This window comes from Streptomyces sp. NPDC096136 (assembly GCF_044763325.1).
Lineage (GTDB): Bacteria > Actinomycetota > Actinomycetes > Streptomycetales > Streptomycetaceae > Streptomyces.
The window spans coordinates 1-24,394 of the sequence record NZ_JBIWFZ010000028.1 but is presented as its reverse complement, the minus strand read 5'-3'; the positions used below and the strand labels follow the sequence as shown (position 1 = coordinate 24,394).

General features: G+C 74.4%; 22 protein-coding genes and 1 pseudogene. 15 read left to right on the top strand and 8 right to left on the bottom strand.

Annotated features, from left to right (window positions below):
* Positions 1 to 474 precede the first annotated feature (474 nt).
* Positions 475 to 1,281 (top strand): dimethylarginine dimethylaminohydrolase family protein, encoded by an 807-nt coding sequence (locus ACIRBY_RS35265; RefSeq protein ID WP_403908479.1) that lies wholly within the window; start codon positions 475 to 477, stop codon positions 1,279 to 1,281.
* On the opposite strand, the gene ACIRBY_RS35260 is transcribed toward ACIRBY_RS35265, so the two are convergent.
* The 3 genes from ACIRBY_RS35260 to ACIRBY_RS35250 all read right to left on the bottom strand — a co-directional run bounded on the left by ACIRBY_RS35260 (position 1,278) and on the right by ACIRBY_RS35250 (position 3,559).
* Complete coding sequence (locus ACIRBY_RS35260; RefSeq protein ID WP_403908477.1) at positions 1,278 to 1,943, bottom strand: LmbU family transcriptional regulator; 666 nt, start codon at positions 1,941 to 1,943, stop codon at positions 1,278 to 1,280. The two genes, ACIRBY_RS35265 and ACIRBY_RS35260, sit on opposite strands and share 4 nt — an antisense overlap.
* Positions 1,944 to 2,120: 177 nt before the next feature.
* Positions 2,121 to 2,960, bottom strand: a complete 840-nt coding sequence (locus ACIRBY_RS35255) for a DUF4097 family beta strand repeat-containing protein (RefSeq protein ID WP_403908475.1) — start codon at positions 2,958 to 2,960, stop codon at positions 2,121 to 2,123.
* Between the two features lie 80 nt (positions 2,961 to 3,040).
* Positions 3,041 to 3,559, bottom strand: a complete 519-nt coding sequence (locus ACIRBY_RS35250) for a toxin-antitoxin system HicB family antitoxin (RefSeq protein WP_042810695.1) — start codon at positions 3,557 to 3,559, stop codon at positions 3,041 to 3,043.
* A gap of 226 nt (positions 3,560 to 3,785) precedes the next feature.
* Here ACIRBY_RS35250 and ACIRBY_RS35245 point away from each other — a divergent pair, with 226 nt between their 5' ends.
* From ACIRBY_RS35245 to ACIRBY_RS35235, 3 genes are all read left to right on the top strand, one after another.
* Positions 3,786 to 5,009, top strand: coding sequence for an FAD-dependent monooxygenase (locus ACIRBY_RS35245; RefSeq protein ID WP_403908472.1), 1,224 nt, complete (start codon positions 3,786 to 3,788; stop codon positions 5,007 to 5,009).
* A gap of 101 nt (positions 5,010 to 5,110) precedes the next feature.
* The gene (locus tag ACIRBY_RS35240; RefSeq protein WP_403908470.1) at positions 5,111 to 5,698 is read left to right on the top strand and encodes a TetR-like C-terminal domain-containing protein; all 588 of its coding nucleotides are present in this window, start codon (positions 5,111 to 5,113) and stop codon (positions 5,696 to 5,698) included.
* Positions 5,695 to 6,537, top strand: a complete 843-nt coding sequence (locus ACIRBY_RS35235; protein ID WP_403908468.1) for an alpha/beta fold hydrolase — start codon at positions 5,695 to 5,697, stop codon at positions 6,535 to 6,537. Before ACIRBY_RS35240 ends, ACIRBY_RS35235 begins: the two co-directional genes overlap by 4 nt.
* A 47-nt stretch (positions 6,538 to 6,584) precedes the next feature.
* Here the strand turns inward: ACIRBY_RS35235 and ACIRBY_RS35230 are convergent, their stop codons facing one another.
* Together ACIRBY_RS35230 and ACIRBY_RS35225 are read right to left on the bottom strand one after the other, a co-directional pair.
* Entirely contained in the window at positions 6,585 to 7,208 is a 624-nt protein-coding gene (locus ACIRBY_RS35230; RefSeq protein ID WP_403908466.1) for a TetR/AcrR family transcriptional regulator, read from the bottom strand.
* A 152-nt stretch (positions 7,209 to 7,360) separates the two neighbouring features.
* A complete protein-coding gene (locus ACIRBY_RS35225) occupies positions 7,361 to 11,284 on the bottom strand; it encodes a type I polyketide synthase (protein WP_403908464.1) in 3,924 nt (1,307 codons plus the stop codon).
* Positions 11,285 to 11,724: 440 nt separating this feature from the next.
* Between ACIRBY_RS35225 and ACIRBY_RS35220 the strand changes: the two genes are divergently transcribed.
* A complete protein-coding gene (locus ACIRBY_RS35220; RefSeq protein ID WP_403908462.1) occupies positions 11,725 to 12,768 on the top strand; it encodes a hypothetical protein in 1,044 nt (347 codons plus the stop codon).
* Positions 12,769 to 12,904: 136 nt separating this feature from the next.
* Complete coding sequence (locus ACIRBY_RS35215; RefSeq protein ID WP_403908460.1) at positions 12,905 to 13,753, top strand: zinc-binding dehydrogenase; 849 nt, start codon at positions 12,905 to 12,907, stop codon at positions 13,751 to 13,753.
* A gap of 207 nt (positions 13,754 to 13,960) precedes the next feature.
* Here ACIRBY_RS35215 and ACIRBY_RS35210 read toward each other — a convergent pair whose 3' ends face one another.
* Entirely contained in the window at positions 13,961 to 15,547 is a 1,587-nt protein-coding gene (locus tag ACIRBY_RS35210) for an FAD-dependent monooxygenase (protein WP_403908458.1), read from the bottom strand.
* A gap of 86 nt (positions 15,548 to 15,633) precedes the next feature.
* Here ACIRBY_RS35210 and ACIRBY_RS35205 point away from each other — a divergent pair, with 86 nt between their 5' ends.
* From ACIRBY_RS35205 to ACIRBY_RS35165, 9 genes are all read left to right on the top strand, one after another.
* Positions 15,634 to 16,701, top strand: coding sequence for an aldo/keto reductase (locus tag ACIRBY_RS35205; protein ID WP_403908456.1), 1,068 nt, complete (start codon positions 15,634 to 15,636; stop codon positions 16,699 to 16,701).
* 144 nt (positions 16,702 to 16,845) lie between these two features.
* Positions 16,846 to 17,958 (top strand): ScbA/BarX family gamma-butyrolactone biosynthesis protein, encoded by a 1,113-nt coding sequence (locus ACIRBY_RS35200; RefSeq protein ID WP_403908454.1) that lies wholly within the window; start codon positions 16,846 to 16,848, stop codon positions 17,956 to 17,958.
* 22 nt (positions 17,959 to 17,980) lie between these two features.
* On the top strand, positions 17,981 to 18,715 hold the full coding sequence (locus ACIRBY_RS35195; RefSeq protein ID WP_403908452.1) for an HAD family hydrolase: 735 nt from the start codon (positions 17,981 to 17,983) through the stop codon (positions 18,713 to 18,715).
* Positions 18,716 to 18,763: 48 nt separating this feature from the next.
* The gene (locus ACIRBY_RS35190; RefSeq protein ID WP_403908450.1) at positions 18,764 to 19,798 is read left to right on the top strand and encodes a 3-oxoacyl-ACP synthase III family protein; all 1,035 of its coding nucleotides are present in this window, start codon (positions 18,764 to 18,766) and stop codon (positions 19,796 to 19,798) included.
* Between the two features lie 42 nt (positions 19,799 to 19,840).
* The gene (locus ACIRBY_RS35185) at positions 19,841 to 20,035 is read left to right on the top strand and encodes a hypothetical protein (protein ID WP_403908448.1); all 195 of its coding nucleotides are present in this window, start codon (positions 19,841 to 19,843) and stop codon (positions 20,033 to 20,035) included.
* 113 nt (positions 20,036 to 20,148) lie between these two features.
* The gene (locus ACIRBY_RS35180) at positions 20,149 to 21,423 is read left to right on the top strand and encodes an MFS transporter (protein WP_403908446.1); all 1,275 of its coding nucleotides are present in this window, start codon (positions 20,149 to 20,151) and stop codon (positions 21,421 to 21,423) included.
* A 48-nt stretch (positions 21,424 to 21,471) separates the two neighbouring features.
* Complete coding sequence (locus tag ACIRBY_RS35175; RefSeq protein WP_403908444.1) at positions 21,472 to 21,795, top strand: putative quinol monooxygenase; 324 nt, start codon at positions 21,472 to 21,474, stop codon at positions 21,793 to 21,795.
* A gap of 130 nt (positions 21,796 to 21,925) precedes the next feature.
* On the top strand, positions 21,926 to 22,780 hold the full coding sequence (locus ACIRBY_RS35170) for a cyclase family protein (protein ID WP_403908442.1): 855 nt from the start codon (positions 21,926 to 21,928) through the stop codon (positions 22,778 to 22,780).
* Positions 22,781 to 22,873: 93 nt separating this feature from the next.
* On the top strand, positions 22,874 to 23,599 hold the full coding sequence (locus ACIRBY_RS35165; RefSeq protein WP_403908440.1) for an SDR family oxidoreductase: 726 nt from the start codon (positions 22,874 to 22,876) through the stop codon (positions 23,597 to 23,599).
* 73 nt (positions 23,600 to 23,672) lie between these two features.
* Here ACIRBY_RS35165 and ACIRBY_RS35160 read toward each other — a convergent pair whose 3' ends face one another.
* Entirely contained in the window at positions 23,673 to 24,116 is a 444-nt protein-coding gene (locus ACIRBY_RS35160; RefSeq protein ID WP_403908438.1) for a MarR family winged helix-turn-helix transcriptional regulator, read from the bottom strand.
* Between the two features lie 101 nt (positions 24,117 to 24,217).
* Positions 24,218 to 24,394: pseudogene (locus ACIRBY_RS35155) on the bottom strand (2-oxoacid:ferredoxin oxidoreductase subunit beta); the annotation flags it as partial.

The following is a 24,394-nucleotide window of genomic DNA, read 5'->3' as shown; positions in this document are numbered from 1 at the left end:
GGCGGGCGAGGCGCGGCGGTGTGTGGCGGGGCGGGCGAGGCGCGGCGGTGTGTGGCGGGGCGGGCGAGGCGCGGCGGTGTGTGGCGGGGCGGGCGAGGCGCGGCGGTGTGTGGCGGGGACGGGGTGGGTGTCCCGCCGGCGGGACAGGTGGGGCGGTGGAGGGGCTCGGGGATTGCCCTCTCGAGGGCGCCCTTGCCATGCTCGAACGCGGCCACGGCCGACCGCCGCCTCCGGACCACCGGCCTGGCGGGCGCGGAGGGTTCGGGCACGGCGGCGCCCCGGACGGCGCGGCCCGTGGCCGGGGAGCCTCGACCGCCGTCCGGCGCCGGACCCGCCGCCGCCGACGACCCGTGCGGGCCGGCCGGACACCACCCGCCGGTCGCCTTCCGTTCCGCTCGGGTCCGCCCCGCTCTGCCACCGTCCAGACCAGTCCCGCCACCCCAGGCCCCTCAACCCCGCCCCTGGAGCCCATGGATGAACACCGAACTGCTGATGTCGGACGCCACCCACTTCCGCATCGACTACGTGATCAACCCGTACATGGACACCGGCGTCCAGCCGGACGCCGGGGCCGCCGTCGCCGAGCACGACGCGATCGCCGCCGCCCACGTCGCGGCCGGCCGCACGGTCCGCCGGATGGCGTCCGCTCCGGAGTGCCCCGACATGGTGTACACGGCCAACGGGGCCTGGGTGTGCGGCGACCGCGCCGTGCTGGGCGACCCGCCCGCCGCCCGCGCCGCCGAGATCCCGTACTTCCGGTCGTGGCTGAAGGAGAACGGCATCGACGTGTTCGACGCCCCGTACGCCTTCAGCGGCCAGGGCGACACCCTGGCCTGCGGGGACCTGCTGCTGGCCGGCCACGGACAGCGCACGGACCGCCGGATGCACGACGTCCTGGCGGACCTGACCGGCCACCAGGTGGTGCCGCTGCGCACGGCCGGGGCCGAGTGGTACGACCTGGACCTGGCCGTCGCCGTGATCGACGAGGGCACGCTCGCCTACTACCCCGGCGCGCTGGAGGCGGAGAGCGTCGGCGTGCTGCACTCCCTCGGGCTGGAGCTCATCGAGGTCGCCCCCGTGGAGGCCCGGGCCTTCGCCCTCAACCTGATCAGCGACGGCACGACCGTGACGATGACCACGGGCGCGCCCCGGCTGGCCGCGACCCTGCGCGAGCGGGGCTCCACCGTGGTGGAACTCGACACGGCGCAGCTGCGCAAGGGCGGTGGCGGGGTCCGCTGCACCGCCCTCACCCTCGACAACCCGGTCCCGGCGGCCCGCTAGGACACGCCGGGGGGTTCGGCCCGGGCCTGGACGGCGGACTGGAGGACGTGGGCCGCCCAGTCGTTCAGGCTGAGCCCGCAGGCGGCCGCCACCTCCAGGAGCCGTTCCAGGTCCGGTTTCGGCAGCTCGATCCGCAGCGTCGCCGCCCCGTCGGCGGGGTCCGCCGCGGCCCCGCCGCGCTGTTCGGCGAGGCCGGCCCGGAGCTGTCGGCGGAGTTCGTTGCGCGACCACCGCTGTTCCTCGGCGCGGCGCAGCCAGTAGTCCTGCTCCGGCCGGGCCAGGCGGGCCACCTCGGCGTGGTGCGCGAAGCTGAGCGCGTCGCGGCGCCGGCCGTGCTCGAACCTGCGGGCCACCCAGGCGTAGTTGCGCAGGGTCTGGTAGTCGAGCCCGGTCCGCTCCACGGCCTCCCGGTAGCGGCCGCTGTAGGCGTTCTCCCCGAACAGGAGCCAGTCGCCGAGCCACCACGCGGACGAGCTCGTCAGGTCGCGGAGCTGGGTGCCGATCTCCTCCCAGGTCCGCTGCGGCATCGCGGGCGCGAAGGCCATGCCCGACCTGGTCAGCCCTTCCAGGCAGGGCAGCCGGCTGAGGGTCACCCTGCGCTGGCCGGGAACGCGGGGTTCCCGGGTGGTCGTCGGCTCTTCTCGTGTGCGGATGCCGGACATCTCGCATCATCCCCCTGCGGCTCGACCGGCCACTCGGCGCGTCATGGCCTTCCGGCTGGCCACACTAGGCACGCGCGGGCACGCCATCACGGGGGTTGAGACGGACTTGACGGCGATCTGAGCAATCCTGCGGAGGAAGCCGGGCCCCGCCCGGCGGCCGCTCCCGCCCGGCGGCCGTCAGGCGGCCCGGGTGATCACGATGTCGCCCATGCCGGTGCGGGCCCGGACCTCGACGACGCCGTCGGAGCCCTCGGGGCCGCCGGAGGCGCCGAGGGAGTTGTGCACCCTGCCCAGGCGGGAGGTGACGTCGAGCCAGGCGGCGACGGAGGCGCGGATGCCGATGTCGATCCGGCCGGCGGCGGTCTGGAGGTCGGCCTTGCCCCGGGCCAGCTCGGCGATCCGGATGGCGCCGCTCGCGGACCTGGCCTCGACCGAGCCGTGCGCCCGTTCGACCGTGATGGCGCCGTTGGAGCTGTTCGCCCGTACGTCTCCGGTGACCTCGCCGATCTCGGTGTCGCCGTTGAGGTTCTTGACGGTGGCCGTGCCGTCCACCCGGCCGAGGCGGATCCGGCCCGCGCCGTGCACCTCGGCGTCGCCGGCGCACCGCTCCAGGAGGACGTCGCCGTGGCCGGTGCGCAGCTCCGCCGGGCCGGCCGCGCCGACCCGGATGTCACCGGCGCCGCACTTCAGGACGCACGCGCCGAAGGTGCCGTCCAGGACGAGGGCGCCCACGCCCGTCGCGGCCCGGACCCGGGAGCCGGCGGGCAGTTCGATGCGCACGTCGACGGAGCCGATCCGGCCGAACGGGAGGCGCTTCCTGGCGCCGCGCACCGTCAGCGTGCCGTCGGCGTGGTCGATCCGGCTCTCCCGGGCCGCCCGCTCGTCCTCCGGGTCGGCGGGGTCGGCGGGGACCACCTCGACGACGGTGTCCGGCCGCTCGCCGGCCGTGAGGAACACGGATCCCACCTCGATCTCGACGGAGACGGCGATCGGTGCGGGGGTTTCGAAGGCAAGCATGACGGTCCGATCCTCATGACGTGGTGCGGGTGCCCGCCGGTCCGGCGGAGGAAGGTGCGGGAGCGGCCGGGCGGCGCGCGTCAGCGGACCCAGCCGGTGTAGCTCTGTCCCGCGCGGGTGCGGCGCAGTCCCGCGGGCGGCTCGGCGGCGGCCCCGGCGAGGGCCGCGGACAGGGTGCGCACGACCCAGGAGTTGACGGAGATCCCCTCGCGGACCGCCGCCTCCTCCGCACGGGCCTTGAGGTGGGCGGGCAGACGGAGGTTGATCCGCGCCGTCCCGCCCTCCTCGCCCTCGGGCGGGAGGGGGGCCGGCGGTACGGCCGGGGCGGCCGGGCGCTCGTCGAAGGGGGGCTCGGCCTGCGGGACGGTCACGACGAACTCGGGGTCCAGGCCGCGCAGCCGTACCGACACCGATCCCGGGGCCAGGTCCCGCGTGACCTCGTCCATCGCGTCGGACAGGGCGCCCAGCAGGATCAGCCGGGCGGCCGACTCCAGCGGAGCCGTGAGCCGGCCGGCCAGGGCGCGGGCCTCGTCCCCGCCCGCGTCGGCGGCGACGGCGAGCTCGTGCCGGAGGTTCTCTACGTACGGCCTCAGATCCATGGCGCCACTATGGCACACGCGTGACACCATGACCAGAATCGACGTGTGCCAGGTCACCGGCGGTGGCGGCGCCACACCGGACGCCACGACCGGACGCCACAACCCGGCGCCACAACCCGGCGCCACACCGGGCTCCAGCTGCCGCTCACCGCCGGCGGTCCGGCAGCGGACGGGCGGTGAGCCGACGGTGACCGCGCGGTGAGCGCCCCCGCGCACCCTGGGGCACATGACGAACACCACCGCGCCCACCACCGCCGCCCGGACCGTCCTGATCTCCGGCGCCTCCGTCGCCGGCCCCGCGCTGGCCTACTGGCTCCACCGCCACGGCTTCGCCCCCACCGTCGTCGAGCGCGCCCCCGCCCTGCGCGAGGGCGGCTACGCCGTCGACTTCCGCGGCGAGGCCCACATGGCGGTGCTGCGCCGCATGGGGATCCTGGACGCCCTGAAGGCCGTCCGGACCGGCACGGGCTCGATGTCGTACGTGAACAGCGCGGGCAGGCGGCTCGCGGACCTCCCCGCCGACCTGTTCGCGGGAGACCTGGAGGTCCTCCGGGGCGATCTGGCCCGGGTCCTGTACGACGCCACCAAGGAGCACACCGAGTACGTCTTCGGGGACTCCATCGCCTCCCTCGCCGAGGACGCCGACGGCGTCCACGTCACCTTCGAGCGCGGCGCGCCCCGCCGCTTCGACCTGGTCGTCGGCGCCGACGGCCTGCACTCGCGCACCCGCGCCCTGGCCTTCGGACCGGAGGAGCGGTTCGTCCGGCACCTCGGGGTCTACTGCGCCGTCTTCACCACGGCCAACCACCTCGGCCTCGACCGCACCGGGCACGCCTACCTCACCCCCGGCCGGCTCGTGTCGATGTACAGCGCCCGCGGGAACACGGAGGCCAAGGGCGTCTTCTACTTCGGCTCGCCGCTGCTGGACCTCGACCGCCGCGACGTGGCGCGCCAGCAGGCGCTGCTCACCGAGCGGTTCGCGGGCAACGGCTGGCAGAGCGACCACCTGCTGGAGCAGATGCGCCAGGCCCCGGACTTCTACTTCGACTCGGTCGGCCAGGTGCGCATGGACGGCTGGTCGCGCGGCCGCGTCGCCCTGCTCGGCGACGCCGCGTACTGCCCGTCGCCCCTGTCGGGCATGGGCTCGGGGCTCGCGCTGGTGGGCGCGTACGTGCTGGCCGGCGAGCTCGCCGCCGCGCACGGGGACCACCGCACCGCCTTCGCCCGGTACGAGCGGGAGATGCGGGCGTACGCGGAGGGCTGCCAGAAGATGGGCGACGGGGTGGCCCGGATGATGGTCCCCGAGAGCCGGCTGCTCGCGGCCTTCCTCAACCGCTACTACAAGGTCATGCCGTACCTGCCGGGCAAGAACCTGCCCGCGCGGATGGCCCGCAAGGCCGCCGAGAACATCACCCTGCGCGACTACACCGCCGAACCGGCCTCCCGTTAGACCGCTCCGGAATCCGGCTGGACACCAAAACCTATATCCTCTAGTTTTTTACCTAGAACAACCAGCCAAGGCTTGTGCCGAGGCCAGAGGGGAGGCGCCGCATGGTCCGCGCGGGACTCAACGCCGCACGGCTCACGGAGGCGGCCGCCGAGATGGCGGACGAGGCCGGCATCGAGAACGTCTCGCTGTCCGCGCTCGCACGGCGGTTCGGCGTCAAGGACGCGAGCCTGTACTCGCACGTGCGCAACCTGCGGGACCTGCGGGTGCGGGTGGCCCTGTTGGCCGGCGAGGAGATGACCGGGCGGATCGCGGTCGCCGTCGCCGGGCGGTCGGGCAAGGACGCGCTGGTCGCGTTCGCCGACGCCTACCGGGCGTACGCCCTGGAACGCCCGGGCCGGTACGCCGCGTCGCAGATGCGCTTCGACCCGGAGGAGGTGGCCGGCTCGGCCGGGCTCCTGCGCAGCGTGGAGCTGACCTACGGGATGCTGCGCGCCTACGGCCTGGAGGACCCGGACCTGACGGACGCGGCCCGGCTGCTGCGCAGCACCTTCCACGGCTACGTCCACCTGGAGCTGAGCGGGGCCTTCGGGCACTCCCGCGAGGTGCGGACGTCCTGGGCGCGCGGGCTCGACGCACTCCACGCGGCCCTGGAGAACTGGCCGACGACAGACGAGGGGGAGAGGGAATGACCACCACACCCGCCGCCGGGACGCTCGCCGTCCCGGGGGCCACCCTGTACCACGAGCGGCGGGGCGAGGGCCCCGTCCTGCTCCTGATCCCGGGCGGGGGCGCGGACGCCGGCCTGTACGCGGGGATGGCGCCGGCCCTGGCCGCCGCCGGGCGCACCGTGGTCTCGTACGACCCCCGGGGCCAGTCCCGCAGCACCCTCGACGGCCCGGCCGCCGACCAGCGGGTGGAGGACTGGGCCGACGACGCCCGCCGGGTGCTGGAGCTGGTCTCCCCCGGCGAGCCCGCGGACGTCCTCGGGTGCAGCGCGGGCGCGGTCGCCGCGCTCGGGCTGCTGGCCCGCCACCCGGAGCGGGTGCGCCGCGTGGTGGCGCACGAGCCGCCGCTGGTGGAGGTGCTGGAGGACCCCGCACCGTACCGGGCGCTCTTCGCCGAGGTGCGCGGGCTGACGCGGACCCGGGGGCCGGGCGAGGCGATGGCCCGCCTGGGCGAGGGCCTGGGCGGGGAACCGGCCCGGCGGGAGGAGCCCGCCGAACTGCCGCCCGAGATCCTGGAGATGGCGCCGCGCATGTACGCCAACCAGCCGTTCTTCCTGGAACACGTCCTGGCCCCGTTCACGGGCAGCACCCCGGACGTACCCGCCCTGCGGGCCTCCGCCGCCCGCCTCGTCCTGGCGGCCGGGGAGGACTCGCGGGCGATCCCGGCCCTGTACGGCCCGGCGACCCGGCTGGCGGACCTGACCGGCGCCCGCTTCGCGGAGTTCCCGGGCGGCCACGTGGGCTGCGCCGAACACCCGTCCCGCTTCGCCGCCCGGCTGCTGGAGGTCCTGGACGGGAACTGAGACCCCGTCCGCCCCCGCCCCTGCCCGGCGGGGACAGCGGCGCGGCGTCAGGCCCGGCGGGCCGGCAGAGGCATGATGCCGTCGAGGACCGTTTCGCAGGCGGTGCGCAGGTCGGCCGCCAGGTCCCGCTCGCCCTCCGGGCTCCGCGCCCAGCGGAAGACGGTGCCGAGGTAGACGTCGCGCAGCAGGAGACCGGCCAGGCGCGGGTCCACGTTCTCGGAGACCTGGCCCCGCCGACGGGCCTCGACGACGAACTCGCTCAGCATGTCGCTGAGGAAGGGCTCCTCCTGGAGGACGTAGCCCGCCTTGACCCAGGCCGTGGTGAGGGCCCGGGTCAGGGCGCTGTCGCGCAGACTGATGTCGGCGAGCAGGCCCATGCACTCCAGGAGTGCGCGGCGGGGGTCGTCCTCGGTGGTGGCGGCGAGGCCTTCACCCAGTACGGTGCGGCGCTTGGCCCCCCATTCGGTGATGAGGTCCTCCTTCCGCTGGAAGTGGTTGAAGAAGGTCCCGCGCGCCACGTCGGCCTTGTGGGCGATCTCGTCGACCGTGGTCTGGTCGTAGCCCTGGCTCGCGAAGAGCTCGATGGCCGCGTCGTAGATGCTGTCGCGGACGCGCTGCTTGTTGCGCTCCCTGCGGCCTTGCGGGGCATCTGCGGTGATGGTGCTGGTCATGTGATCTCCTGTCGCGCGACCGCCGGCGCGCAAGGCCGCTGGCCTCCTGACGTGACCAGCGGCGGGAGACGTCCCGCCGCACCGGCACCTTCGACCTTTTGTATCACGATCAATTTATGAATCACAGTCCATCTTCTGTGGTCGATCACACGTCACGCGGCCGCCCCGGCGGTGATGTCCCGGATGCTCCTGCCGCCCAGGAGCTGGCGCATCGGGATCTCCCAGTCCAGGGTGCTGCGCAGGTCGCGGCTGAGCTGGGTGGCGGTCAGCGAGTCGATGCCGTAGTCGCGCAACGACCGCCGTACGTCGATCCGTTCGGGCACCATGCCCAGGACCCGGGCCGCCCGGTCGACGAACAGGCCGGTGCGGTCCCCGGGCTGCCCCTCCCGCACGTCCGCCTCCGCCCTCCTGTCGGTCTCCTGAGGCGGGGACGTCCGCTCATACGGGGGACGGGCCGCGTACGGCCGCGGTTCCGCCTCACCGCGCAGCCGGCCGAGGGCTCCCGAGGAGCCGCGCAGGACGCCGGCGGCGGCCGAGGCGGTGCGCAGCGGGACGGCGAGGGCCGACTGGAGCCGGACGGCCAGGGGCGGGGCGGCGCCGACGCGGCGCAGCCGGATGCCGAGGAACTCGGCCAGCAGGCGCCCGTCCGGGCCGAGGACGTGCACCGCCGCGCGCGCGGCGTCCCCCCGCAGGAGGGGGGCGACGGTGGCGTGGACCCAGAACTCCTCGGTGAGGTCCGCGTGGAAACGGACCCGGTCGAAGGCCTCCGCCGTGTAGGCCCGGTGGTCCCCGGGAGTGTGGGGCAGGGCCGCGATCAGCGGGAGGAAGCAGGCCTCCCAGGCTCCGTGGGCGGGCATGCCGGGCCCGGGCCGGGACATCTGGGCGACGGCCTCGCCACCGCGCAGCCACAGGTGGCGCAGGGTCCGTATCGCGGGCAGCACCTCGTACCCGCGGCGGGCGGCGCCCGCGAGGAACTCCCGGGGCGTCAGGTGCCGGCGGCAGCGGGCGAGCGCGTCGTCGACGTCGGCCCGGCCGTGGCGGGAGGGCGGTGCGGGAGCGGTGTGCAGCTCGGCGCGCAGGCAGGGGACGGGGTCCCGGCCGAGGGCGTCCGCGCGGGCGGTGTACGTGCCGGGGCGGCCGGGGTCCAGCCGGAGACGGACGGTGCGGACGGCCCCCTCGTCGGGGGCCTCGACGAGTTCCCCGCCCACGACGACGCGGGTCAGGGTCACCTCGTCGGCGCGGGCGGAGGCGCGGGCGAGGTCGTGGAGGTGGGCGAGGTGGGCGACCGGGGGGACGGGGGTGAGGCCGCGCAGCCTGATCCCGGCGATCCGGTGGTCGTAGGGGATGTCCGCGACGTGGCTCCCCGCGGCGGGGGCGTGGACCGCGGCCGGGAGGCGGCGCAGCGGCTCGGCCTCCCAAGGGTAGGGCGGGAGCGGGGCGGGACGGGCCCGGTCGCGGAACCAGCGGTCCCAGCGCACGGGGCCGCCGAGGGCGAAGTAGGCGCCGAGGGAGCGGGCGAGGGACAGGGCCTCGCCCTCGGGCAGCCGGCGGGTGGTGGAGGTGACGACGGCGACGGGGGCGCCCAGCTCCTGGAGGGTCTCCTCGACGGCGGGGCCCAGCAGGGGGTGGGGGCTGATCTCGACGAAGACGTGCTCCGCCTCCTTGGCCAGGTGCCGGACGCTGTCGGCGAAGCGGACGGGGCGGCGGAGGTTGTCCGCCCAGTACCCGGCGTCGAGTTCGGTCCCGTCGAGGTAGGCGGTGCGGACCGTGGAGTGCATCGGGGTGCGGGCGCGGCGGGGTGCGACGTGGGCGAGCAGGTCGAGCAGGTCGTCGCGCAGGGGGTCCATGGCCGGGCAGTGCGAGGCGACGTTGGTCCGTACGAGGCGGTGGAAGACGCCCTGCTGTTCCAGGCGGCGGGCGATCCGGCGCAGTCCGGCGCGGTCTCCGGCCAGGACGGTGCTGGTGGGGGCGTTCTCGGCGGCCACGCAGACACCGGGCTCGTCCGCGATGAGGGCCTCGGCTCTCTCGTGCAGGAGTTCCACGGCCATCATGGCGTTCTGGCCGGTGGTGCGCTGCAGCAGGGCGCTGCGGCGGCAGATGACGGCGGCGGCGTCGGCGAGGGAGAGCGCTCCGGTGGCGGCCGCGGCCGCGGGTTCGCCCATGCTGTGGCCCACGCAGACCTCGGGCTCGACGCCCATGTCGCGCCAGTGCGCGGCCAGGGCCGTCTGGACCGACCACAGCAGGGGCTGGATCGTGTCGACCCGGTCGGGGACGGAGTCGTCGCCGTCCTCGGCCAGGATCTCGCGCACGGACCTGCCCGTCTCGGCCCGGACGACGGTGTCGCAGGCGTCCAGGGCGGCGCGGAACGCGGGCGAGGAGTCCAGCAGCGAGCGGCCCATGCCGGGCCACTGGGATCCCTGGCCGGGGAAGACGAAGACGGGGCGGCGCGGTCCGGCGAACCCGGCTTCGCCCGTACCGCCGTCGGGAGTGGGGCGGTCCTCGGCGAGGGCGCGCAGGGTGCGGGCGAGTCCGTCGTGGTCCTCGCCGGTCGCCCAGAGGCGGTACGGGTGGGCGTCGCGCTTGAGGGCGGCGGTGGCGCAGAGGTCCCACAGGGGGTGTGCGCGGCCCGCCCCGCCGGGGGCGAGGTGGGCGGCGTGGGCCGCGGCGAGGCGGCGCAGGGCGCCGGGCGAGTGCGCGCTGAGGACCAGCAGGTGGGTGGGGCGGTCCGGGGGCAGTTCGCTGAGGCCGTGCCGGGGTGCGGCGGGCCGGGGGACGGGCGAGGCGACGACGACGTGGGCGTTGGTGCCCGACAGGCCGAAGGAGCTGACGCCGGCCACGACCGCGGCGGAGCCGCCCTGGGCGCCGACGGGCTCGTTGCGGGTGACCAGCCGCAGGGGAGCGTCCTGCCCCGCGACTAAGGAGTGCGGGCTGGTCGCGTGGAGCGAGGCGGGGACGAGGCCGTGCTGGGTGATCAGCACCGTCTTGACGAGGCCCGCGATGCCGGCCGCCGCCTCGGCGTGGCCGATGTTGGTCTTCACCGAGCCGATCCTCAGCGGTCGGTCGGCGGGGCGGTGGCCCCTCACGGCCTCGGCGAGCGCGAGGAGTTCGACCTCGTCGCCGGTCGGGGTCCCCGTGCCGTGGGCCTCGACGTAGTCCAGCCGGCCGGGGTCCGCCCCGGCGCTGCGCCAGGCACCCCGGATCATCGCGGTCTGGCCGTGCACGGCCGGGCGGATCAGGGAGCCGCTGGCGCGGCCGTCGTTGGTGACGGCGCTGCCGGGGAGCAGGGCCAGGACCGGGTCTCCGGCGTGGAGGGCGTCGCGCAGGCGCTTGAGGACGACGACGGCGACGCCCTCGCTGCGGACGAAGCCGTCGGCGGCGGTGTCGCCGAACCGGCAGCGGCCGCCCGGTGAGAGCATCGCGGCCTGGGAGTAGGCCACGGCCTCGTGCGGGGAGAGGATGACGTTGGCCCCGCCGGCGACGGCGAGGTCGCTCTCCCCGGTGAGCAGGCTCTGCCGGGCCATGTGGACGGCGACCAGGGACGAGGAGCAGGCCGCGTCGAGGGTGACGCTGGGGCCGCGCAGGTCGAGGTCGTAGGAGATGCGGCCGGCGGCCATCGCCCGTACGCCGCTGCCGGCGACCTCCCTGAGGGTGTGGACGTTCAGGTCCTCGCCCCGGGCGTACTCCGCGGTGGCCTGGCCGATGAAGACCCCGGCCTGGGTGCCCGCCAGCGACGAGGGCCGGATGCCCGCCCCGTCCAGCGCCTCGCGCAGCACGAGGAGCAGGAGGCGGTGCTGCGGGTCCATGGCCGCCGCGTCGGCGGGGGAGATCCCGAAGAACTCCGTGTCGAAGCCGAAGGGGTCGTCCAGGAAGCCGCCGTAGCGGGAGTCCGTCTTGCCCGGGACCCCCGGCCCGGGTGCGTAGTACGCGTCGATGTCGAAGCGGTCCTGCGGTACCTCGGTCACCGAGTCGGTGTTGGCGACCAGATTGTCCCAGAACTGTCCGACGCTGTTGGCCTGGGGAAACCTGCACCCCATGCCGACGACCGCCACGGTCGTCTCTTCCTTCCACGATTCCACGACTGCCCCCTCGTCCGATGTGAGTGCGCGGGAGCCGCCTCCCCCGCAGCTCCACCGCGCCTCGATCGTAGTTCAAGTCTGTACTTGAGAACAATGATGGATCGGAGGCCATATCCGGATGGGGACACTCCGCGAACTATCCCACTTCCCAAAGTCGTTGGCCTGTAGTAGAAAGTTAGACCCAAGCCCAAAAATGAACTCCAGTCAGATCTGAGAGACCTGTGAGCGAGAAGGGGTGAACTCCATTGGCTCCGCGCACGTCACAGCACACGGCGTCACCAGGCACCGGAGCAGGAGCAGGAGCAGGCACGCGGGCGGAGGCACCGGAGGGGCCCGGTGAACTGCCGGCCCTGCTGCGCCGGGCCTTACGGGTCCCCTCGCTCCGGGCCAAGTACGCCCCCGTCCTGGCCGACGGCCCGGTACGGCTGACGGACCTTCCCGTGCTGACCCGTCAGGAGCTGGCGCTGGCGACCGAGGAGGTACTGGTCTCCGGGTCCCGGCCGGCCGCCTCGCTGATCTGGGCGGACGGCGGCACGGTCCGCACGCCCTCGCTGAGCCTGCTGCCGGCGGACCTGTTCGCCGAGCGGGTGCGCGGCGCCTGGCGCCCGCTCGGCCCGTCCGACGTCCTGACGAACCTGCACTCCTGCGAACGCCTGCGCCCCGACCACCACTTCTTCAACCGCTTCGCCGCCGCTTCGGGCGCCGCCTGCCTGCCGCTCGGCCCGCTGCCGGACGGCGCCCAGGACGCATGGCTGGACTTCTTCGCCCGTACGGGGGTCACCGCCCTGAGCGCCCCGCCCGAGACCGTCGCGAGGCTCGCGGGCGCCGCCGGGGCCGGCCGGCCGCTCCCCTGGCTGCGCACCCTGCTGCTGGGCGGCACCCTGCACGACACCACCTCCGACTCCCTGCTCTCCGACCGCTTCCCCTACACGCAGGTCTGGCGCCTGTACGGGACCCCGGCCACCGGGGTCGCCGGGCAGCACGGGCCCCACTGCCTCACGGGGCTCTACCACCCGCTGCCGCACCAGCACGTCGAGGTGGTCGACGGGCGGGTCCTCGTCACCACCCTCGACGCCCGCCGCGACCCCCCGCTGATCCGGTACGCGACCGAGGAGCGCGCCGAGTACGCCTCCTGCGTCTGCGGCGCCGCGGGTCCGGCCATCCGGCTGCTGGGACCCGCCGACCCGCACTTCCGGCTCCACGGGCGCGGGGTCTCGGCCCGGGAGCTGGTCGATTCGGCCCTGGCCACGGGCGAGGTGACGGCCGCCCAGGTGGCCGTGGGCCGCGGGCAGCGGGTGCAGCTCCGGGTGCTCCTGGCGCCCGGCGTGCCCGACGACCACTACACGCACGACTGGATCCGGTACCAGGTCCTGGAGAGCCGGCTGAGCCTGCCCGCCTTCGTCCTGGACCAGCCCGAGGTATTCGACGTCGTCTCCGTGGAGCGCCTCGACGGCACTTCCGCGCTGGCCGCCGATGAGTTCTGACACCCCGCGGCCGCCGGACCGGCCGCCGCGCCGTCCGCCCGGCCGCAGGCCCGGCCGCACGCCGTACCACCCGCCCCACCCCACGCTGGATCACGAGCCGTACGAGGAAACACCACCAGGTACGAGAGGAACTTCCATGTCCTACCAGTCCCCCACCCTTCCTTCCCCCCAGGGCGCCGCCGAGCAGGCCGAGGACGAGATCCTGATCGCCGTGCGCGCGGTGGCCCCCGAAATCGACGAGATGATCCGGGCCGAGCCGCTCCCCGAGGGCTGGCTGCCGGGCTGGGACGTCGCCGGAGTCGTCCTCAAGGCGGCCCCCGAGGGCTTCAGCCCGCAGCCCGGCGACCGGGTGGTGGGCGTGGCCACGGGTACCGAGTGGGGATCGTGCATGACCCTGCCCTCCGAGTACGCCGTGGTCCTGCCCGACCACGTCAGCTTCGAGCAGGCCGCCGCACTGCGGGTCGCGGTGCTGACCGCGCTGCGCCTGGTGCGCGGCGCCGGCTCGGTGACCGGCCGCCGGGTGCTGGTCACCGGGGCGGGCCGGGGCATCGGCCGGCTGCTGGTGGAACTCGCGGCCGCGCTGGACGCCGAGGTGACCGCCGTGGTGCGGGACGCCGGCGAGGCCGCCGAGGTGGCCCGGCTGGGTGCCCGTCGGGTGATGACCCCGGAGGCGGTCTCCGAGGGCTTCGAGGGTTCTTTCGACATCGTGTACGAGGCCGCCGCGGGCGATCTGTTCGCCGCCGGACGGGGGCTGACCGCCGACGGCGGGCTGGTGTTCCTCTACGAGAGCTTCGCCCCGCAGGGCGCGGACATCGGCTTCTTCCGGTTCTTCGGCGGTCCGGAGCAGGCGGGGCTGCGGCACTTCGTCTTCCGTACCGCGACGCCCGAGGACCGCGAACTGGCCCAGCTGCTGGACCTGCTGACCACGGGTGAGCTCTCCCTCGGACGGTCCTCCGCCCGGGCCGGGGAGCGGGCCGGGGTCTGATCCGGCCCGGGCGTGCGGGCCCGGGCACCGACGAAGGGGGCGGCCGTTCGGCCGCCCCCTTCGGGCTGTCCGCCGGGGCGGGGCCCCTGATGGTGTCCCGGCCGCGACACGGCGCCGCGGGCGGATGGTGTCCCGGCCGCGACACGGCGCCGCCCCCGGCACCGTGTCGCGGTGTCGGGGGCGGCGCCGTTCGTGCCGTGCCGGGCGTCAGGCACCCGCGGCCGGGCCCAGCCAGGTGGTGAGCTCCTCCAGCAGGTGGCCGGTGTCGCGCTCGTGGCCGTGCGCGGCGATGTGCCCGTCGGGCCGGATCAGGTAGTAGCCGGTCCGGCCGCAGCCGGTCGGACGGCGGACCGATCCGGCGGCGAGGTCCACCGCGCGCACCTGCGGCCAGGGCGCGGCGAGGGCGCGCAGCTGGGTGCGCCAGGCCGCGGCCGTGCCCCGGCCGACCACGGCGAGGGTCCAGGACGGAGCCTCCGCCGCCGGCCCGGCGATCCCGTGCGGGAGGGCCAGTTCCCTGGGGAAGACCGCGCCCACCTCCAGCGCTCCGGGCCGTTTCGCGCGGGCCGAGCAGCCGGTGCGGCCGGACGGCAGCTGGCTGGGCCGGAGGGCGGGGTAGGACAGGCGGCGGCCCGCCATGACGGGCGCGTAGAGCCGGAAGGCGCCGGTGCGCTCGGCGGCGCGGAAGGCGGCGTCCCGGGCGGCGACGGCGAGCCGGCCGCGGACCAGCCAGCCCCGGGTCTGGATGTCGGTGTCGCGCACCACCCGCCGGACCACCGCGGAGCGTTCGGCCCCGTACCCGAGGAGCAGGGCGGACGGGGCCTCGCCCCGGACCACCGCGGCGATCTTCCAGGCGAGGTTGTGGGCGTCCTGCATGCCGGTGTTCATGCCCTGGCCGCCGGCGGGGCTGTGCACGTGGGCGGCGTCGCCCGCGATGAAGACCCGGCCCAGCTGGTAGGTGCTCGCGTGCCGGGCGTGGATGCGGAAGACCGTCTCCCAGCGGGGCTCGACGAGGCGGACCCCGCGCGGGCCCCGCTCGTCGACGATCTGCTGCATCCGCTCCAGCCCGGCCCGCTCGCCGGGGGCGAGGCTGGAGAAGAAGCGGTAGACCCCGTCGGGGAGCGCCACGATGACGAGGGCTCCGGCGGGCGACTGGTAGTACAGGGCCTGGTCGGGCGGCAGGTCGCCCTCGATCCGCGCGTCGACCAGGGCGAAGGCGCTCTCGTACGTGCTCCCGTCGAAGCCGCTGCCCAGCTGGGCGCGTACCGCGCTGGAGGCCCCGTCGGTGCCCACGACGAAGGGCGCGCGGGTGCGTTCGATACGGCCGTCGGCGTGTTCCAGTACGGCGGTGACGGGGTCGGTGCCGTCGATGCGGCCGGAGAAGTCGATGCCTTCCAGGGTGAGCAGGCGCACGCCGTGCTCGACCTTGCCGCCGAGGGAGAGCAGCCGGCGGCGCAGGACCGCCTCGGTCTCGTTCTGCGGGAGGCAGAGCGGGGCGAGGTGCTGGGGGAAGTCGAAGGTGGCCAGGCGCCGGCGGTCGGAGAAGTAGCTGAAGGCGTTGATCTGCAGGCCCGCCTCGCGCAGTTCGTCGAGGATGCCCAGGTCCTCGAAGAGGTCGAGGCTGCGCGGCCAGACCAGCAGGGCCTTGGGCAGCGGCGAGGGTTCGGGGGCGCGGTCGATCACGCGCACGCGCACGCCGCGGCGCAGCAGTTCGCAGGCGGCCGTCATCCCGGCGGGGCCCGCGCCGACGACGAGGACGTCGTAGGGCTCCGGGTCCGGAAGCTGTGTGGTGGACATGAACGCTCCTCCATCTCATTGACGACTACTATCAGATGTCTTATGGTTCATCGCAATCTTACACATCGACAACGGGAGAAGAGAAGATGCGCTACCGCTACCTGGGCGACACCGGCCTGTCCGTCTCCGAACTGTGCTTCGGCGCCATGACCTTCGGCGGCGGGGCGAGCTTCCTGGGCGCCGAGGACCGCAACTGGTCCGAGTTCGGCACCGTCGACGACTCCAACGTGCTGCGCATGATGGACCAGGCCCTCGACGCGGGCATCAACTTCTTCGACACCGCCGACGTCTACAAGAACGGCATGGGTGAGGAGTTCTTCGGCCGCACCCTCGGCAAGGTGCGCGACCGCGTCATCATCGGCACCAAGGGCCGCTGGCGGATCACGGACGACCCCAACGACATCGGCGCCACCCGCCACCACCTGTTCGCCGCGGTGGAGGCCAGCCTGCGGCGGCTGAACACCGACTACATCGACCTGTACCACATCCACGGCTTCGACCCGCGCACCTCGCTGGACGAGACCCTGCGCGCGCTCGACGACCTGATCCGCTCCGGCAAGGTCCGCTACATCGGCGTCTCCAACTTCGCCGGCTGGCAGCTGATGAAGGCGCTGTCGGTCTCCGAGCGCCGCAACCTCAGCCGCTTCGTCTGCTACCAGGGCTACTACAACATCGCCGCCCGCGACCTGGAGCGCGAGATCATCCCGCTCGCCGTGGACCAGAACGTCGGCATCACCGCCTGGTCCCCGCTGGCCGGAGGCTTCCTCACCGGCAAGTACCGCCGCGGCGAGGGCCGCCCCGAGGGCAGCCGGCTCTCGCAGCGCACCCCGGCCGAGTCGGCGCCGCTGACCGACCCCGACCAGGCGTACGACATCGTCGACGCGATGGCGCAGATCGCGGAGGACCGCGGCGCGACGGTGGCGCAGGTCGCGCTCAACTGGGTGCTGGCCAAGCCCGCCATCGCCTCGGCCGTGGTCGGCGCGACCAAGCCGCACCAGCTGGAGGACAACCTCCGGGCGATGGAGTGGAGCCTCACCGAGGACGAGGTGGCCCGTCTCGACAAGGTCAGCGAGACCCCGGCGCCCTACCCGTACTGGCACATCGGCACCGTGGGCGCCGACCGCAAGCTGCCGGGCGACGTCTACCCGGCCTGATCCCGTCGGTCCCCGCCGCCTTCCCCCGCCGGCGGGGACCGGCGCGGCCGCGGCGGACCGGCCCCCCGGTCCGCCGCGGCCACCTCCCCGTACGCGCACCGACCACCCACAGGAACCACCCACCGCGACAGGAAGCCAGGCCCCATGACCACTGCACCCGCCGCCGCGCCCGTGGCCTCACCCGCCCCGCCCGCGCCGCCCTCCGCGCTCCCCGCCCTGGACTACTCCCGTACCGTGGACCGGCTGCTGGTCCATCGGGACGCCCTGGGAGAAGTCTTCCTGACGGACCTCCAGCCGATCGACGACCAGCGCTACGCCGCAGGCGTCCAGCTGCCCCGCTCGCACGCCTACTACGGGGACCACCTGCTGCGCCCCGGCTGCTACGACCCGCTCCTGCTCCTGGAGGCCTGCAGGCAGGCGGCGCTGGCGGGGGCCCACCGCTTCTACGGGGTCCCGTCCGACAACAAGTTCATCCTGACCCACCTGCGCCTGCGCCTGGACCGGCCGCAGATGGTCGTGGTGAGATCGGCCCCGATCGCCCTCGCGCTGCGGGTCACCATCGTGAGCCGCAAGGAGCGCGAGGGCCGGGTCACCGGACTGGACTACGAGTTCGACCTGACCGTGGGCGGCGTCGTGATCGGCCGGGGGGCGGTCGGGCTGCGCTTCAAGACGCCCACCGGGTACCTCACCCTGCGGCTCAACAACCGCGACGGCCTGGCCCTGCCCTCCTCCGCCGCGTATCCGGTGCGGACGCCGGGCACCCCCCTGGCCCCGCACCTGGTCGGGCGCGCCAACCCGGACAACGTGGTCCTGGTGGACACCGTGGCGGCCGGGGACACCGCGCAGGCCCTGCTGCGGATACCGGCCCAGCACGCGAGCATGTTCGACCACCCGCAGGACCACCTGCCGGGCATGGTCATCGCCGAAGGCGCGCGCCAGCTGGCCCTGTTCGCCGCGCTCGACGTCCGGGGGCTGGCCGGCGCGAAGACCCTCGTCACCGAGATCGACGTGCTCTTCACCCGGTTCGGCGAGCTGGAGGACGAGACGGTGCTCACCGCCCGGGCGGGCGGCGGGCCGGAGTCCGGCCCCGGCGGCCCGGTCTACACCCAGGGCGGCGTCCTGGAGCCGGAGGACGCGGACGGGCCGGACCCGGAGCGCGTGGCGGCCCTCCAGCAGGTTCCGGTCCGGGTGGAGGCGACCCAGCGGGGCGAGTCGCTGTGCGTCATCTCCTTCGTCCTGACGCGGCTGTCGTCCTGAGCGCACGGAAAGGACGGCACGCATGAGCGTGATGACAGCCACCGCGACCGCGGCGCGGGCGCCGCTCGCCGGCACCGCGGCGGGGGCGGTGACCGCAGCGGCCTTCAGCGACGTGGACGAGACGCTGATCCGCGTGAAGAGCATGTTCCGCTTCCTTGCGCTCCACCTGCGCCGACGCGGCGAGCCACCCGCCACCTACGAACGGCTGACGGACGGCCTGCGCCGGGCGGCCCGGCGCGGCGAGCCCCGGGAGCGGATCAACCGGCGCTACTACGCGCTACTCGCGGGGGAGTCCGTCGAGGAGCTGGAGCGCAGCGGGCGCTCCTGGTTCGCCCACGAGCGGGAGCAGCCCGGCGGCCCGTACCTCCCGGCGGTGGAGCGGGAACTGCGCGGCCACCGGGCCGCGGGACACTCCGTGGTCCTGCTCTCGGGCTCCTTCTTCGCCTGTCTCCAGCCCGTCGCCGAGGACATCGGCGCCGACCACGCACTGGGCTCCCGCCCGGTGGTCCGGCGCGGGCTGCTCACCGGCGAGGTGCTCGTCCCGATGATCGGCGCGGCCAAGGGGCGGGCGGTGCACATCAGCGCGGCCCTGCGCGGCTTCGACCTCGCCGACTGCTCGGGGTACGGGGACCACACCAGCGATCTGGCACTGCTGAGCGCGGTGGGCCGTCCCGTGGCCGTGGGCACCGACCCCGAACTGGCCGCCCACGCCCGCCGCCACGGCTGGAGGACGTTGGAGGCCGACGGGCATGCCTGACCTCGCGGCGGGCCGCACCCGGCGGCCCGCCCCACCACTGGAGACACCATGAATCGCATCGGAATCCTGGCCACCGGCTCCTACCTGCCCTCCACGGTCGTCGGCAACGAGGAGATCGCCCGCAGTTCGGGGGTGTCCGCCGAGTGGATCGTGCGCAAGACCGGCATCCGCGAGCGGCGCCGGGCCGACGACCGCGACGCCACCTCCGACCTGGCCGCCCGCGCGGCCCGGGCGGCCCTCGAACAGGCCGGCGTGGCCGCGCGGGACGTGGCGTACATCGTGCTGGCCACGTCCACGCCCGACCACCCGCAGCCGGCGACCGCCGGCATCGTGCAGCACCTGATCGGGGCGGAGAACGCCGCCGCCTTCGACATCAACGCCGTGTGCAGCGGCTTCGTCTACGCCACCACGGTGGCCGAGCGGCTGCTGCGGGCGGCCGAACCGGGGCGCTACGCCCTGGTCATCGGCGCCGACATCTACTCCCGGATCCTGGACTACTCCGACCCCAAGACCGCCCTCCTGTTCGGGGACGGGGCCGGGGCGGCGCTGCTCGGCACCGTCCCCGCGGACCGCGGCATACGGGAGACGAGCCTTTTGACGCGCGGGGACCAGTACCGGCTGATCAGCGTGCCCGCGGGCGGCAGCCGGATGCCGGCGAACGACCGCACCCTGCGCGAGGGCGCCCACTTCTTCCGCATGGACGGGCGCGGTGTGCGCAGCTTCGTGCAGGACAACCTGCCGGGGGCGCTGCACGAGCTGCTGGCGAAGGCGGGCGCACGGCCCGAGGACATCCGGCACTTCGTCCCGCACCAGGCCAACGCGGTGATGCTGGGCGAGGTCTGGCCCGCCCTCGGCCTGACCGGCGCCACCATGCACCTGGCGATGGAGCGGTACGGCAACACCGGCTCCGCCTCCGTCCCGGTCACCCTGGACCTCGCCCACCGCCAAGGGCTGTTCGCCGACGGCGACAGCGTCCTGCTGGCCGGGTTCGGGGGCGGGATGACCGTGGGGGCGGTGCTGGCCGACTGGGCTCCCACGGCCTTCGCCCGGCCCCGTGCCCAGGAGCTGGCCGCCGTCCGCTGACGCCTCCTCCCCCGCCCCACCCCGTTCCGAAAGGGCACTGCCATGGACACGCACACCAGCGACAGCGGTCGGGGCTTCGGCTCCTCCGCGGTGGACGACGAGGCGGACGTCAGGGCGCTGCTGCGCGTCCGTACGGCCCGCCGCCGGCGGGCCGTACTCCGGCATGCCGTGGAACACTCCCTGCACGCACGGCTGTTCGGGGAGGCGCCGGTCACGACCGGCGCCTCCCCGACCTGACAGGTTTCTTACACTCATCGATTGACACCCAGACGTAAGACATCTTATGGTCGTCGTGCATCATCTAGTTAATCGAAACCGTACCCCTTGTTCTCCCGGTTAGGAGGAGCTCCGTGTCCGACCACCGATCCGGCAACCGCGCGAGCACCGTGGCCACGACCGTGGGGCTGAGCCTGCTGGCGCTCAACCTGCGCCCCGCCATCGGCAGCGTCTCGCCCGTACTCGACGACTTACAGCAGTCCCTCGCGCTCAGCGACTCGGCCATCAGTCTGCTCACCACCCTGCCCGTGCTGTGCCTGGGCATCTTCGCGGCGGTCTCACCCGCCCTTTCCCGCCGCATGGGCACCCCCGGCGCCCTCGTGCTCGGCTTCGTCCTGCTGATCGCGGGCATCCTGATCCGACTGGACCACTCCGTCTGGGCGATGTTCGTCGGAACCGCCCTCGCCGGGGCCGGCCTGGCGATCGGCAACGTCCTGATGCCGGCGGTCATCAAGAGCGCCTTCCCCGACCGCGTCCGCCTCTTCACCGGCATCGGCACCGGCATCCTCAGCGCCGGCGCGGCCCTCTCGGCCGGCTTCGCCGTCCCGCTGCGCGACGCCACCGACAGCTGGAGCGGCTCCCTGGCCCTGTGGGCGGTCCCCGCCGCGGTCGGCCTCGTCGCCTGGCTGCCGCTGCTCAAGAACTCCAAGCCCGCCCCGGCCGCCGCCGGGCCGGCCGCCGACCAGGGCTCGCTGCTCGGCGACGCCATGGCCTGGCAGGTCACCGGCTACCTGGCGCTGCGCGCCCTGGTGTACTTCACCGCCCTGGGCTGGCTGCCCACGATCCTCGCCGACCTGGGCTACAGCAACTCCTCCTCCGGCGCGCTGCTCTCCGTCGCGATGCTGGTCAGCGTGCCGGGCGCGCTGTTCGCCCCGATCCTCGTCGGCCGCAAGGGCACCTCCCCGATGGTGGTCGCCATCGCGGTGGCCGGCGCGGTCAGCCTGCTGGGCCTGCTGTGGGCGCCGGCCGCGGCCGCCCTGTGGGTCGCCGTCCTGGGTGTGACCCTGGGCGCCGGACACGCCATGGCCCTCACCTTCATCGGCATGCGCTCGCCCAACCCGCAGACCGCCGCCCAGCTTTCGGGCATGGTGCAGACGATCGGCTACCTCGCCGGCGGCATCGCCGGCCCGCTCCTGCTCGGCCTGCTGCACGGCGCCACCGGCGGCTGGACCGTCTCCCTGGTCCTGCTGGCCGCCTTCACCCTCCCCGAACTGGTCCTCGGACTGCGCTCCGGCCGCAACCGGGCCGTGCGCCCGCGCCGGCGCGGCGAGAGCGCGGTCCCCGTCACGGCGGCGGCCCCGGCCGGCGCCCCCGCCGCCGCGCCCAAGGCGCCCGCCCTGCGCGACTGACGCCCCACCACCCCCGACCCGTACGTCCCCACCCCCAGGAGCACCCCCATGTACCACGTCGCCGTCGCCTTCGACGTCCAGCCCGAGCACCGCGAGACCTTCATCGCCGCCGCCCACGCGGACGCCCGCGACTCGGCCGTGGACGAGCCGTTCACGCAGCGCTTCGAGCTCGTCGAGGACGAGGTGGACCCCAACCGCTTCTACCTGGACGAGGTCTACGACGACTCCGCCGCCTTCGACCGGCACATGGCCGGCCCGCACTTCGCCGCCTTCTTCGAGCGCATCGCCGGCATCGCCCAGGGCCCGACCTGGCTGATCCGCGGCAGCCGCGTCGTGGACCGCAGCACCGCGAACGCCCCCGCCGCGGCCTGACCCTCCGCCCTCCGGCACCCCTTCCCGCGCCCTCCCCCGGCGCCCGGCGGCCGGTCCCCCACCCGGCCGCCGCCCTCCCCCCTCCGAGCACCACACGACCGACGAGACCCAACCAAGGAGATCCCCTCCCATGTGCAGCCCCCAGGTGATGGAGCTGGTCCACGGCGAGCCCGGACACAGCTGCGCCGACCACGCGACCGACGCGGGCACCGCCCACGACGCCGCGACCGGCCAGGACGGCGCCCAGCCGGCCGAACGCCCCCGGACCCCCGCCCCGCTCATCCGGGGCAGCCGGGTCAGCGACCTCACGCACGCCTTCGGCAACGACTTCCCGGTCCTCGAACCGATCGTGCTGAAGCCGAACATCGAGCACTTCGCCGACATCGCCTCCGAGGGCTTCAACGCCAACAAGCTGGAGATCGACGAGCACACCGGCACCCACGTCGACGGTCCGGCCCACCTCATCGACGGCCCCGTCTACACGGACGAGATCCCGATCGACCGGCTCATCGCCCCGCTGTGCGTCATCCGCATCGGCGAGCGGGCCGCGAAGGACCCCGACACCACCCTGACCGCCGACGACATCCTCGCCTGGGAGCGCCGCCACGGCCGGATCCCGGACGGTGCCCTGGTCGTCATGGACTCCGGCTGGTGCCCCCGTATCGACACCCCCGGCGCCTACATCAACCGCGACGCCGACGGAGTCCCCCACTTCCCCGGGCTCGGCTTCGACGCCGCCGAACTCCTGGTCCGCGAGCGCTCCATCGTGGCCGCCGGAACCGACACCCCCAGCCTGGACGCCTCCAAGAACCTCCAGATCGACGACCCGGGCGCCCACCGCATCGTGCTGGGCGACCTGCGCTACGGCGTGGAGAACATCGCGAACCTCCACACCGTCCCCGACGTCGGCGCCACCGCCGTCATCGGCCTGATCCGCCACCGCAAGGGCTTCGCGGGCCCGTGCCGCATGTTCGGCATCCACTGAGCCGCCGACCCGGCCCCCCGACCGGTGAAGTCCGGCACCGGCACGTCCGGTGCCGGACTTCGCACGTCCCCCCGGACAGGAAGAAGAACAGCCATGACGCAGCACCCCCGCCCGGTCGCCCTCGTCACGGGCGCCAACAAGGGCATCGGCCGGGAGACCGCCCGGCAGCTGGGCCTGCGCGGGATGACCGTCCTCATCGGCGCCCGCGACACCGACCGCGGCGAGCGCACGGCCGCCGCCCTGCGCGAGAGCGGCGTCGACGCCCGCGCCCTCACCCTCGACGTCACCCGCGAGGAGACCGTCGCGTCCGCCGCTGCCGCCGTCGGGCACACCTACGGCAGGCTCGACGTCCTGGTCAACAACGCCGGCATCGTCGAGGAGGACCTCCCGCCGAGCGGGACCACCGCCGAGCTGGCCTCGCGCATCTACGCCACCAACGTCTTCGGTGTCATCGCCACCACCCACGCCCTGCTCCCGCTGCTGCGCGAGGCACCGGCCGGGCGGGTGGTCAACCTCTCCAGCCGCCTGGGGTCCCTGGCCAAGGCCGCGGACTTCGAGGCCCCGCACCGGCTCCTGCTGGCGTACAACTCGTCCAAGGCCGCGCTGAACTCGCTCACCCTGCACTACGCCCGCGAGTTCGCCGGCACCCCGCTGAAGGTCAACTCGGCCACCCCCGGCTACGTGGCCACCGACCTCAACCGCCACCAGGGGACCCGTACGGTCGAGGAGGGCGCCCGCATCGTCGTCCACCTGGCCACCCTCGCGGAGGACGGCCCCACCGGCGGCTTCTTCGACGACGCCGGCGCGGTCGACTGGTAGCCGCGCGGCCCGCGTACGGACGACGGAGGCGGCGGCCGGCCCGTACGGGCCGGCCGCCGCCTCCGTCGTCGTGTCAGCGCTTCGGGCTCCAGGCGGTGACCGCCTTCTCGCAGCGCTCCAGCTGCTCCAGGAACGACTGGGCCTCGCCCGGGGCGAAGCAGCCGTCGAGCAGTTTCTCGATCTCCTCGATCACCACGTCGGCCTCACGGATCAGCGTCTTGCCCGCGGGGGTGAGGCGGACCTCCAGGATCTGGAGGTGGATCGGGTGCGGCGTGCGCTCCACCAGCCCGCGGCCCTCCAGGGTGGAGAGCACCGAGGACATGGTCTGCGGGGTGACCATGCACCGGCGCGCGAGGGCCGCACCGGACAGCCCGGACTGCCGGGACAGTTCGAACAGGACTCCGTACTGCGGAACGTTGATCTTGAACGGGCGCAGCGCCGCGTGCTTGGCGGCGGTCAGTTCCTGCTCCAGCCGCTTGATGCGCTGTCCCACGCGCTCTTGTTCCGAGGTCACCATGGACACAAGCCTACCCTCATACGCCTTATTGTTGTATGCCCCCTTCGGACTATCCGAGTACGTATGCAGCCACCCTCCGCAGCCACCCTCCGCAGCCGTGATCAGCCGGCGACGGTCCAGGCGTCGGTGCCGGTGAGGAGGGCTCCCAGGTCGGCCTTGCCGTAGCGGTCGACGGCCGCGTCGAGCTGTTCGGCCATGAGGGTGTCGTAGACGGGGCGTCGGGTGTTGCGGAAGACGCCGATGGGGGTGTGGTGGAGGGTGTCGGGGTCGGCGAGGCG

Coding starts and splice junctions, on each gene's coding strand:
- ACIRBY_RS35170 (WP_403908442.1), top strand. CDS start 21,926: ATGTGCAGCCCCCAGGTGATGGAGCTGGTCCACGGCGAGCCCGGACAC.
- ACIRBY_RS35265 (WP_403908479.1), top strand. CDS start 475: ATGAACACCGAACTGCTGATGTCGGACGCCACCCACTTCCGCATCGAC.
- ACIRBY_RS35215 (WP_403908460.1), top strand. CDS start 12,905: ATGTCCTACCAGTCCCCCACCCTTCCTTCCCCCCAGGGCGCCGCCGAG.
- ACIRBY_RS35210 (WP_403908458.1), bottom strand. CDS start 15,547: ATGTCCACCACACAGCTTCCGGACCCGGAGCCCTACGACGTCCTCGTC.
- ACIRBY_RS35235 (WP_403908468.1), top strand. CDS start 5,695: ATGACCACCACACCCGCCGCCGGGACGCTCGCCGTCCCGGGGGCCACC.
- ACIRBY_RS35230 (WP_403908466.1), bottom strand. CDS start 7,208: ATGACCAGCACCATCACCGCAGATGCCCCGCAAGGCCGCAGGGAGCGC.
- ACIRBY_RS35165 (WP_403908440.1), top strand. CDS start 22,874: ATGACGCAGCACCCCCGCCCGGTCGCCCTCGTCACGGGCGCCAACAAG.
- ACIRBY_RS35255 (WP_403908475.1), bottom strand. CDS start 2,960: ATGCTTGCCTTCGAAACCCCCGCACCGATCGCCGTCTCCGTCGAGATC.
- ACIRBY_RS35260 (WP_403908477.1), bottom strand. CDS start 1,943: ATGTCCGGCATCCGCACACGAGAAGAGCCGACGACCACCCGGGAACCC.
- ACIRBY_RS35175 (WP_403908444.1), top strand. CDS start 21,472: ATGTACCACGTCGCCGTCGCCTTCGACGTCCAGCCCGAGCACCGCGAG.
- ACIRBY_RS35195 (WP_403908452.1), top strand. CDS start 17,981: ATGAGCGTGATGACAGCCACCGCGACCGCGGCGCGGGCGCCGCTCGCC.
- ACIRBY_RS35185 (WP_403908448.1), top strand. CDS start 19,841: ATGGACACGCACACCAGCGACAGCGGTCGGGGCTTCGGCTCCTCCGCG.
- ACIRBY_RS35240 (WP_403908470.1), top strand. CDS start 5,111: ATGGTCCGCGCGGGACTCAACGCCGCACGGCTCACGGAGGCGGCCGCC.
- ACIRBY_RS35200 (WP_403908454.1), top strand. CDS start 16,846: ATGACCACTGCACCCGCCGCCGCGCCCGTGGCCTCACCCGCCCCGCCC.
- ACIRBY_RS35250 (WP_042810695.1), bottom strand. CDS start 3,559: ATGGATCTGAGGCCGTACGTAGAGAACCTCCGGCACGAGCTCGCCGTC.
- ACIRBY_RS35190 (WP_403908450.1), top strand. CDS start 18,764: ATGAATCGCATCGGAATCCTGGCCACCGGCTCCTACCTGCCCTCCACG.
- ACIRBY_RS35245 (WP_403908472.1), top strand. CDS start 3,786: ATGACGAACACCACCGCGCCCACCACCGCCGCCCGGACCGTCCTGATC.
- ACIRBY_RS35205 (WP_403908456.1), top strand. CDS start 15,634: ATGCGCTACCGCTACCTGGGCGACACCGGCCTGTCCGTCTCCGAACTG.
- ACIRBY_RS35160 (WP_403908438.1), bottom strand. CDS start 24,116: ATGGTGACCTCGGAACAAGAGCGCGTGGGACAGCGCATCAAGCGGCTG.